This is a genomic window from Roseomonas chloroacetimidivorans, assembly GCF_049629625.1.
Lineage (GTDB): Bacteria > Pseudomonadota > Alphaproteobacteria > Acetobacterales > Acetobacteraceae > Roseomonas > Roseomonas chloroacetimidivorans.
Map to the genome: position 1 here is coordinate 36,233 of NZ_JBNBZS010000040.1, position 9,699 is coordinate 45,931.

Consider the following 9,699-nt stretch of genomic DNA (forward strand, 5'->3'; position numbering starts at 1 on the left):
CGGTGGGGAAAGCGGGGAGGGGGTCAGGCGGCGCGCAGCAGAGCGGCGGCGGCCTCGCCACGGCGGGCAGCATCGTCCGCGAACCAGACCTCGCGAATGGAGTAGGTGCCGGCGTCGTTGTGCAGGGGTACGATGGCGTCCACGGCGCTGCCGATCATCGCGGCCAGGGTGTCGTCGCCGTAGGTGGCGCCCTGCGGCGTGCCCTTCACCAGATTGAACAGCCGGCGCATGGCCTGCGGCGCGTCGGCGCCGTGGATGGTGGTGAGACTGCCGGGGTGCCCGGTCATCACCTCGTTCAGATAGACCCAGGCGGCGTCGTCGCGCAGCTCCTGCAACAGCACGCGGTCGGGGCGCATCCGCAGCGTGGCTTGCAGCAGCGCGTCGGCGGTGACGCCGCCCATGGTCAGCCCGCCCTTGGAGTAGAGCAGGCGGACGGAGTTGCCGTGCGGCACGACCAGCTCTAGCGCGTCCTCAATCGTGAGGATGCGTTCGCTGCGCGGGATCTCCGACGTCAGGGTCTTGCTCAGGGTGGTCTTGCCGCCGCCCGTGGCGCCGCAGAACAGGATGTTGCGCCGGGCGCGCACCAGGCCGCGGAAGAAGGCCACGGCATTGCCCGCGTCGAACAGCTCCAACAACCCGGAGCTGTCGGCCTGGCGTTGCTCGCGGCGCTTGTCCCAGCGGTTCCAGCGGGAGGTGTCGTAGCGCCCGGCCAGGTCGGACAGGGCGGACACTGTATCGCTCGGCCGGCGGAAGGTCAGCGACACCGTGCCGGGCGGCACGGCCGGCGGCAGCACGACTTGCAGGCGGTGGCCGGTCGGCAGGTCGGTGGAGCACAGCGGGTGCTCGGCGCCGACGTTCTGGTTCCGCAGGGCGCCGGCCAGGATGGCGACACCTTCCAGCATGTCGAAGTCCAGCTCGGGGGCGGCGTGCCGCTCGAAGCGCCCGCCCTGGCGTAGCCAGAACTCGCCGGGGCGGTTGATGCACAGCTCCTCGGTGCGCGGATCGGCCAGGGCGCCGGCCACGGGGGCGAGGGCGAAGTCCAGTTGCGCCGTGGCGTGCATCATCGGCCGGCCTCCCGCGCGAAGGCGAACCAGAGCTGCGCCGGATCGTGGATGGTGGGCGCATCCTCCGGGACCGCACTGGGCAGGCGTTTCGTCTGCCCTGCCGTATTGCCGCTCCCGACCGGCGCCGCGGCGGCCAGGCCGAGGGCGAGCTGCACCCCTGCGTCCTTCACCGGCTGACGAGCCGGTACACGTCCGAGAATTCCAGGTTCCTCGCGACGAACACGGTCATGGGCTCCCCCTGGTTCCGGCGCAGGGTGGAGGGGATGTTGATGTCGGCTTCCAGCGCCTGGCTGGTGGCGCGCTGCCCGCCGGACTGGAACTGGTTGAAGGTGAGTCCGCTGCCGTTGTTCAGGGCGTTGCTGGCGACGGTGGCCGCGGCCTGCAGGCCGGTGTCGAGGAAGGCGAGCAGCATGGCGCCGCGGAACCGCTCGAAGAAGTGGCTATTGACCTCGCCGTCCAGCCCGGCCTGTCCCATCACGTCGGCGCCGGGGCTGTTCAGCTCCATCTGCACGCCGCCGGGCGTCAGGGCCTGGGTCATCACCACGAACAGGCGCCGCGAGCCGCGGGCCAGGCCGGATCGGACCTCGCCCACGATGCGCGTCCCGCGCTCCATCAGCACGACCGTCCCGGTGGAACCCCGCACGTCCACGGGGGTGATGCAGGAGAAGAAGCCGGCGACCGTGGAATCAATCGGCATTTCTGGGATGCAGGCGATGCGCGTGCCCATCGGCACCGTCAGTTCGGGGTTCCGCAGCACAGTCGCCCGGGCCGCTGCCATCCGCGACGGCCGCAGGCGCGACGAGAGCGCGTCGTCGGGCTCGTTGGCACCGCCGGCCAAGCCGCCGCCGGGGACTGTAGCAGGCGCCCCGGGCCGGGCGCGGGGCGTGCCCGTCACGTCCTGCACGGGCTGCGCGGCCTGCGGCGCGGCGCGGTCCTCGTAGCTCATGATCGGGGTGGGGTTGGGGGCCTGGCGCCCGCCGCCGAAGGCCGCGGCGCTGTGCGCGCCGGGCATCGGCATCCCCAGGGCGGCCGGCGTGGCCGGGATCGGCATGGCCGCGACCGCCGCGGCCGGGGTCGGTGCCGGCGGGGCGGCCGGCTCGGGCATCGGTCGGTAGGGCAGGGAGCGCCCGGCCTCCGCGACCGGCTGCTCGCGCTCGCGCTCCGGGGCCGGGCGGGAGGCGGGCCACATTGCGACCAGGCCGCAGGCCGCGAAGATGCCCACCCCAATCATCACCTTTTCCCGGCCCGTCAGCAGGCGCCGGCCGCCGGCCACGGGCGAGACGGGATTGTTGGAGGCGACGGCGCCCCCTTCCACGGCGCCGCTCATCGCCTGATCTCCCGCACCACGTCGGGGCTGGTGGTGCCGGTGCCGGGGTTCCGCCCGGTGGCATCGTGCGCCCGGTTGAAGATGCAAAGCACCAGGCCGCCGTCCCGCAGCCGCAGGGCCGGGCCGGTCTGGTGGATGGTGATGAGGCCGGCGGTGTTGGCGGAGTAGTTCACGGCCGCCTCGCGCCCGTCCGCGAGGACGGAGAAGATCGCGGGCACGCGGCGATTGCCGGGGAAGCGCAGGAAGGTGGATTGCCCATCGTCCCAAACCTCGGCCGGCGCCAGCTCGCGGTCGCCCTGGCCGTCATAGTTCCAGTTCATAACCCCCAGCGTAGCGGCGTTGGTGCTGGCCAGCACCAGGCGCTCGCGTGCCTGGCGCTCGGTCATCTCGCGACGGCGCGTCTCGGCCGCGGCGGCGGCGGCCTGGCGCCGGGCCGCGGCTGCGGCCGCCGCGGCGGCGCGCTCCTCGGCCGGGTAGGTGAAGCGCACGAGGTAGTAGGTGTTCGGGGCTTCCGCGGTCAGCGGCCCCTCGCGGGTGGACAGCTCGAAGGTGTAGGCGCGCATCACCTCCCGCCCGGTGGTGGGGTCGGTGCTGCGGCCGATGATGAACAGCGGCTGCGGGTCCAGATCCCGCAGGGGCTTGAGCATAACGAAGTTGCCGCGGACGGCGGTGAACAGGTTCCGGTCGGTGGACGCCCCGCGGCCAGCGCCGGCCCGCTCGGAGGGGGCGGGGCCGCCGGCCATGGCTAGCGGGCCGGTGCCAAGGCCGGCGGGCTCGGGCGGGTCCAGGAGGGTCTGATCCGACACCGGCAGGCCGGCCACCGTCTCGCCAGGGGCGAGCTGGATGGTCAGGGTGGCGCCGGGCACGGCGTAGAGCTTGACCACCTGCTGCGGATCGTAGGCGATCACCCGCACCCGCGGGTCGCGCCCGGCCGGGGCAGGGGCCTCGCCCGCGGCGGCCGGGGCGCCCCAGGCCAGCGGCAGGGCGACGGAGGCGGCCAGCAGCAGCCGCAGGGCGGAACGGGTGCGAATCATCGCGCCTCTCCCAGGGTCGGCACGCCCTCGCGCTCGGGCGGGCGGTATTCGGTCACGAGCACGCCCAGCGGGTTGATCGTCGTCCCATCGGTGAAGGCGATGTTCTGGCCGGCGCGGTAGCGCAGCGTTGTGACCCAGGTGGACACGACCGGCGGGCGGCCGTGGGCGCGCTCGGTGCGGCGGAAGCGGAGCTGATAAATCTCGTCGGCCTGCGCGGTGTCGTTCGGCAGCAGGGCGCCGCTGATCTGCTCCACGGTGACAGTCGCGCGCGTGCCCCACACGGCTTGCGGGCCGGGGGCTTTGTCGAGGTTGAACCACTCCTGAAAAGCGGTGCGGACGGCGGGCGCCGACATGCGGCTCACCACGTCGTAGGCATATTGCGCCTCGCCCGAGGACCAGCCTTCGCGCAGGCGGACATACTGGAACAGGGTGGCGCGCACGGTGCGCTCCTGCACCGCGGCTGGCAGGGCGTCGCCGTGGACCACGGTGGCCATGCTGCCGTCCGGCTGCGGCACGGCCACGACCGGCACCACGCGGACGAGGGGAAAGAGCTGGAGGGCGGCGAGGGCCTGCATCCCGACCACGCCCAGCAGGCCGACGATGGCCCAGGTCTTTCCCGTGCTGATGCGCTTGGCGCGGCGGGCGTCGCGGAGCTGGCGGGCCTGAGTCTCGGCATAGAGGCGGTTCAGCTCGCTCCGCGGGATCACCACGGCGGCGGCCATCTCGGCGTCGGAGGGGCCGCCCGCGGGGGAGGCGGACAACGGCACGGGCTGGCTGGGCGGGGAGATGGCGTTCAACGCACGACGCTCCCGGCCGGGGCGACCACGGGCGCGGCGGCAAAGTTGGCCGGCGGCAGCATCCGGGTCGGGTTGAGCTGGAACACCTCGCCGCGGCAGGCCGCCGGTTCGGAGACGCCGGCACAGGCGGCCAGAGCCAGCAGGGACAGCAGCAGGGCGGGCTTCATCGGGGCTCCAAGGGGACGGAGGAGGGAAGGGGCGCGCACGGGATCAGCCCTTCGGCGCGGTGTTGGCGGCCGTCGCCTCGGCGGCGGTGGCCGTGCGGCTCTGATAGGCTTCCTGTCGTCCCTGGGAGGCGGCGGCGGCCTTCTTGTCGGAGCGGCGCTGCATCGACGCCATGCCGCGGTCGATGGCTTCGCCCAGGGCTTGCGTGTGCGGGGCGAAGGAGCCGGCCAGGCCGCCTCCGATGGAGTAGGCCACACCCGTCAGTGCGCCGATCAGCAGCAGGCCGCACCAATACCAGGCGCCGACTTGCAGCAACGCGCCGATCTTTTCGTCTATGCTGCCGCCGGGGTTGGCCTGCGCCTGGCGGACGTAGCCGTTAAAACCCGTCATCAGCAGTTGGAGCATGACACCGATGCTCAACTGCACGAGCGTCAGCGAGACGAGCTTGCCCACCCAGCGGTCCACGAAGGGGCGCGTGGCATCGAACAGGTAGAGGCCGATCAGGAAGGGGCCGAGGGCGATCACCATGCCCATGACAACGCGGGCGATTACCCACATGAGGAAGATGACAACGAGGGCGACGAAGGAGATGGCCATGAGGGCGCGAATGGCGAGGCGTTCACCGAGTTGGGTGTAGCCGTTGGCCTCCGCGAGCACGGTGGCCGCCATGCGCTGCGTCGCGTTCCACAGCGCGTCGAACTGCGCGGCCGGCGCATAGGTGGTGCCGCCCGTCAGCGCAGCGCCGACCGTGCTAGGAATGTCCTGCAAGAACAGGTCACGGACGTAGGTGTTGAAGGTGCCGGCCGAGGTTAGGAGTGCTGCGACGGCCATGATCCGCAGCACGCGCCCGGCCAGCACGTTCTTGTCCATGCGCCCGGTCAGAACGAGCCAGCCGGAAATCAGGATGAACAGCGTGGCCGCCGCCCGCACCTGCGGACGCGCGAAGGTAAGCCCGCTATTGATGACCGTATCAATGCCGGTCATCAGGTTGGTATCGAACGTCATCGACACCTTCTGGAAGAAGTCAGCGGCCACCGGAGGCTCCGCCCCGGTAGCGGTCGAGCTGGTAGCAATAGGGTGTCAGAACATCGCTGCCAGGACCCCGGGTCGCGCAGGCGTTCCGCAGGTTGGAGTAGCCCAGCGGGTTCGTGCGCGGGTTGAAGTCCGGTTCCGGCAGACCGCTGCTGTCAACGGGCGGCGGTTGGCGGCCCTGGCCAGCGCGCGGCAGGGTGTTGGGCAACGGCCGACCCATGCGCGAAGCCCCCGCGGCTTCGGCGTTCTGGCAATCCCAGGTCGCAGCCAGGCGGGCGTCGCGGTGGCAGCGGCGCAAGGTTTCTTCGAGGACTTGCGGCCGAGCTTGGTACCAGGGCACGTCGCGGACCTCGCGCGACTGCTGCGCGAGGACGGGCGCGGCGCCCGCGGCCACCAGGGCGAGCGCGAGCACCGCGCCGCGCATCACTCGTCCCCCAGCGGCGGCAGGCTATCCCGCCACTGTTCCGCACTCTGCCGCTGCGCTTCCTCGGCCCGCAGAAGATCGCCCTGCTGCTGTACCGCGGCCATCATCTGCAACTGCGCGAGCTGCTGTTGCTGCGCCGAGAGCAAGGCGTGCTCGGCCTGGATGCGGTTGTTCAGCGCGGCCGACGCCTGCACGTCGGGTTGGCCGTCGATCTCGCCCATCAGCTCGCGCAGCCCGGCGATGCGCTGCTCGGACTGACGCACCCCCTGCATCGCCGCGGCTTGGATACCGCCTAGGCGCTGCGCCCGCCGCGTCAGCTCGGTCGCGGAGAAGTCTGTGCCCGAGGATTGGAAGAAGCGCAGGTTGGCTACCTGCTCAGCGGTGCCGGCCATGCTGCCGGCGCCCGTCATCATGCCGCCGATCTCGGTCGCGCCGAAGCCGTTGGCCACCCTGCCGAGACCGCTCGCGTAGCCCGAAACGCTGGTGGTGTGGGCGAGCACGTTGTAGGTCGCTTGGAGCTGCGCGTACTGCTGTTCGAGCTGGCGCACGGTCGCGACCGCCTGCGCGACCTGCTGGTAGAGCTGGGAGTTGGTGATCTGCGCTTGCGCGTTCGCGAGCGCATCCGTCACCGGAATCTGCGCCCTGGCCGCGCCAGGCATCGCCAGGGCCAGGGCGGCGACGGCCACGCCCGCCAGTAGGGTCCGCTTCATGGTCTGCGCCTCCATCAGGTTGCCGCTTCCGGCAGGCGGCGGTGGAACTCGGGCAGGAGCGCCGACGGCTCGTCGGTCCCCAGCTCGCGCCGGATCTTCCGCAGCAGGCGGACCGTGCCGACCTTGCCGCTCAGCACCGCCAGGTGCGGCGCCATGGCCGGGGGCAGCTCCACCCGGCAAACCACGGAGCCGGCGTCGCGCTTGACCAGCATGGAGCGCGCCCCGGCGGCCATGTCCTCGGTGACGGCGCGATACTCGCCCGGCGTGCAATGCAGACTCTCGGAGCCGTCGCCCACGTCGCAGTAGGCGGACCGGCTGGCCGACTGGTTCGGAAAGAGAACCTTGGTCGGCATGTTGCTGACCAGGGTGGCGCCGATGGGGTGACGGAGCACCTGTTGCGGCTGCTGGGTGGCAATGACGAGGGCGCCGTTGCCCTTGCGGAGCGTCAGCGCGAAGTCCTCAAAGGCGCGGGCGAACCGCTCATCGGGCAGGTAGGCCCAGAACTCATCGGCCGCGAGCACGAAGCGCCGGCCGTCGATCACTGAGCGGACCCGGTGCAGGAGGTAGGAGGCAGCGGGGCCGCGCACCGTCTCGTCCTCCATCAGCGCCGAGAAATCCACGCCCACCAGGCCGGCGTCGGGATCGAAGGCGTCGGCCTCGCCGTCGAAGGCCCAGCCGAGGTCGCCGTCGCGGCCCCAGCGCTCCAAGCGCTTGCCCGCACTGCTGGCGCCCTCTCCCACCAGCCAGGCGCAGAGCCCGGCGATGGAGCGCAGGGCAGCGGGCATTCGCATCTGGAAGGCAATGGCCTTGGACAGCCGGCGCAGCTCGATGGCATCGGGCTGCGGCCCGTCATCGGCGCGGATCAGGCCCACCACGAAGCGCAGCAGCCAGGTTCGCGCCTCAGGGGTGTTGGGCAGTGCCCGCAGCGGCGCGAGGCCGCTGTCCTCGCCAGCCCGGAGAGTCAGGTAACGACCACCCATGGCGCGGACGAGGATCTCGTTGGCGTTGTCCTTGTCGAACACCACCACGGTCCCGCTTGGCCCCGTGACCCGCTCCAGAGCGGCCACCAGCATGCCGAGGAACACCGTTTTGCCCGACCCGGAGGGGCCAAAGATGGCCATGTGCGGCAGCCCGCCGACGTGCAGCGACAGGTCGAATCCGGTGCTGGCCGAGGTCAGCAGCCGCAGCAGGGGTGCCCCCCACTCCGGGGACGGGCCGCCCCGCGGGTAACCGTCCAGGGACGAGAAGCCGACGAAGTTCCGCGAGCTGATATCGCCGGGACGGGTGCGCCAAGCGGCGTTCCCGGGGAGCTGCGCCCAATAGGCGGCCTCCGTCCCAAGGTCCTCGACGGCGACGCTGGCACCCGCGTTGGTCAGGGCGGCGCGGACTTCGCCCGTGCGGCGTTCCAGCTCCGGCAGGCTGTCGCAATGCAGGGCGACGGAGACGTGGTGCGATCCCATGGTGGCCTGGTTGGAGGCCACGTCATCCATGGCATCGTGCAGCGCGTCCATCTGGCTGAGCGCCCGGTCACCCGCATTGGCCATCTGCGCCTGCTTACGGGCCAGGCTGCCGGTCGCCGCAGCACGGGAGTGGAAGCGGAAGGAGTTGGTCAGCACCACCCGGCAATCGGCCGAGAGCAGGTCGTTGAGCATCCCCGGCCGGGTGCGGTCGGGGTACTCCTTGAACCCTATGAGGGTGCCGAAGGAGGGGCGGCCGGGGCTGCGGACCTCGAAGCCACGCCGGCCGCAGATCACCCGGTCCGTGTAGATCGAGCCCCCGAGGGACCCGCTGACCATCGGCACCGGCAGAAAGCGCGCCGTCAGGAACAGGCGCAGGGCTTCGGCAATCTCGGAGAACAGCACGCCGCCGGCCTCGCGTACGCCCAGGCGCACTGGTCCCATCTCGGCGTAGGCCTTGGCCAGCACCAGCATCCGGTCGTCCAGGGTGCGGATCAGCTCGTCACTGGCCGTGGTGGCGGCGGCCTCCTTCTTGCGCCCCAGGCGCGAGCGCAAGGCGTTGAGGCCGCGGGTCACGGGGGCACGGGGCGTCACAATCACCGAGACGAACCACTCGTTGACCCGCTCCCGCCCAGCCAGCACTTCGCGGCGGTAGGCGTTCTCGAGATCGGCAGCGAAGGCGGAGCGGTAGGCGCCGGTCGGCAGTGGCGCCACGCCGTCGTGCCGCACCATCGTCTCCACGACCGTCAGGGTGTCGTCGGCGATGTTGCGGAGGACCGCGTTGCGGAAGCGGTGCCGGCTGTTGCGCCGGGCGTGCTCCTCCAGCGCGAAGGGGGCACCCACTAGGCGCAGCATCCCCATCACGGAGCCGTCCGTCCGCAGCACCGCGTCGTCCCGGACGTGACCGACGTAGGGCACGTAGTCGTCGGCGCCGCGCTCGCTCCACCCGGAGGCGGACAGGAAGGGGTTACGCATGGCGCATGCCGCGCGGCCCCCGCGCGCCTCCCACGGGCAGGGGGGCGACGGAGGCGCCGCCCCAATCGGCGCTGTCGAGGGCGCGGGCGCTGGTGTTGAGCCAGAGCACCGCGACGCCAACCGCGTTGTAGTCGCGGGCGACGAGGAACCGGGCGGCAACCCAGACCGGGGCGACCAGGGCGAGCGCCCAGGCCACGCCGGTCAGGCCCTTGAACACCACCTGCACCTCGGCCCCGATCACGAAGAGGGCGAGGGCCAGCGGAAGCGGCAGGCCCCACATCATGGCCGGGCGCGTCGCCGCAACGTGCAGGGGATCCTCGGTCAGGGGTTCCACGCCGCGCAGCTCCTCAGAAGCCGAAGTAGCCGGCGATGGTGTCGGCATTGGCCAGGATCAGGCCACCGGCCACCACGGAGGCGATCACGCCGACCGAGAAGCGCATGACGAACAGGCCGATCGCGACCGCGATGATGCCCATCATGACGAGGCCACGGGCCACGTTGGTCATGAACCACTGCGTCAAGCTGTTGACGACGCCGGAGCCGCTGCCGCCCACCTGCGCGTTCGCCAGGTCGGGCAGGATCAGCGTGGCACAGGCCACGGCGGCGAAGAGGGCGACGTTCCGCGCGTTCGGGGAAAGGGTCATTCTGCGGTCCTCGGGGGCTCGGTGGCGGTGGCCCGCTCGGCGCCCCCCGACGCCGCGGGAGCCTCACGAG

The 9,699-nt window shown here is 71.8% G+C and carries 12 protein-coding genes; all 12 read right to left on the bottom strand.

Going from position 1 to position 9,699, the window contains the following annotated elements; translation table 11 throughout:
* Window positions 1–23: 23 nt before the first annotated feature.
* The 12 genes from virB11 to ACO1BU_RS23900 are packed head-to-tail and all read right to left on the bottom strand — an operon-like array spanning window position 24 to window position 9,629.
* On the bottom strand, window positions 24–1,064 hold the full coding sequence (gene virB11 / locus ACO1BU_RS23845) for a P-type DNA transfer ATPase VirB11 (protein ID WP_424138469.1): 1,041 nt from the start codon (window positions 1,062–1,064) through the stop codon (window positions 24–26).
* Window positions 1,061–1,234 carry a hypothetical protein gene (locus ACO1BU_RS23850; RefSeq protein WP_424138470.1) on the bottom strand — a complete coding sequence of 58 codons (174 nt, stop codon included), beginning with the start codon at window positions 1,232–1,234 and terminating at the stop codon, window positions 1,061–1,063. The genes virB11 and ACO1BU_RS23850 overlap by 4 nt, the downstream gene beginning before the upstream one ends.
* Complete coding sequence (locus ACO1BU_RS23855; RefSeq protein WP_424138471.1) at window positions 1,231–2,391, bottom strand: TraB/TrbI/VirB10 family type IV secretion system protein; 1,161 nt, start codon at window positions 2,389–2,391, stop codon at window positions 1,231–1,233. The genes ACO1BU_RS23850 and ACO1BU_RS23855 overlap by 4 nt, the downstream gene beginning before the upstream one ends.
* Window positions 2,388–3,425, bottom strand: coding sequence for a TrbG/VirB9 family P-type conjugative transfer protein (locus tag ACO1BU_RS23860; protein WP_424138472.1), 1,038 nt, complete (start codon window positions 3,423–3,425; stop codon window positions 2,388–2,390). The genes ACO1BU_RS23855 and ACO1BU_RS23860 overlap by 4 nt, the downstream gene beginning before the upstream one ends.
* Entirely contained in the window at window positions 3,422–4,222 is an 801-nt protein-coding gene (locus ACO1BU_RS23865) for a VirB8/TrbF family protein (protein WP_424138473.1), read from the bottom strand. Before ACO1BU_RS23865 ends, ACO1BU_RS23860 begins: the two co-directional genes overlap by 4 nt.
* Complete coding sequence (locus tag ACO1BU_RS23870) at window positions 4,219–4,389, bottom strand: hypothetical protein (RefSeq protein ID WP_424138474.1); 171 nt, start codon at window positions 4,387–4,389, stop codon at window positions 4,219–4,221. Before ACO1BU_RS23870 ends, ACO1BU_RS23865 begins: the two co-directional genes overlap by 4 nt.
* A 43-nt stretch (window positions 4,390–4,432) precedes the next feature.
* Entirely contained in the window at window positions 4,433–5,422 is a 990-nt protein-coding gene (locus tag ACO1BU_RS23875) for a type IV secretion system protein (protein ID WP_424138475.1), read from the bottom strand.
* Entirely contained in the window at window positions 5,412–5,843 is a 432-nt protein-coding gene (locus tag ACO1BU_RS23880; RefSeq protein ID WP_424138476.1) for an EexN family lipoprotein, read from the bottom strand. The genes ACO1BU_RS23875 and ACO1BU_RS23880 overlap by 11 nt, the downstream gene beginning before the upstream one ends.
* Window positions 5,843–6,568: a type IV secretion system protein gene (locus ACO1BU_RS23885; RefSeq protein ID WP_424138477.1), complete on the bottom strand. Its 726-nt coding sequence runs from the start codon at window positions 6,566–6,568 to the stop codon at window positions 5,843–5,845. The genes ACO1BU_RS23880 and ACO1BU_RS23885 overlap by 1 nt, the downstream gene beginning before the upstream one ends.
* Window positions 6,568–8,985 (bottom strand): VirB4 family type IV secretion/conjugal transfer ATPase, encoded by a 2,418-nt coding sequence (locus ACO1BU_RS23890; RefSeq protein WP_424138478.1) that lies wholly within the window; start codon window positions 8,983–8,985, stop codon window positions 6,568–6,570. The genes ACO1BU_RS23885 and ACO1BU_RS23890 overlap by 1 nt, the downstream gene beginning before the upstream one ends.
* Window positions 8,978–9,319, bottom strand: coding sequence for a type IV secretion system protein VirB3 (locus ACO1BU_RS23895; protein WP_424138479.1), 342 nt, complete (start codon window positions 9,317–9,319; stop codon window positions 8,978–8,980). The genes ACO1BU_RS23890 and ACO1BU_RS23895 overlap by 8 nt, the downstream gene beginning before the upstream one ends.
* 13 nt (window positions 9,320–9,332) lie before the next feature.
* Window positions 9,333–9,629 carry a TrbC/VirB2 family protein gene (locus ACO1BU_RS23900; protein WP_424138480.1) on the bottom strand — a complete coding sequence of 99 codons (297 nt, stop codon included), beginning with the start codon at window positions 9,627–9,629 and terminating at the stop codon, window positions 9,333–9,335.
* Between the last annotated feature and the right edge of the window lie 70 nt (window positions 9,630–9,699).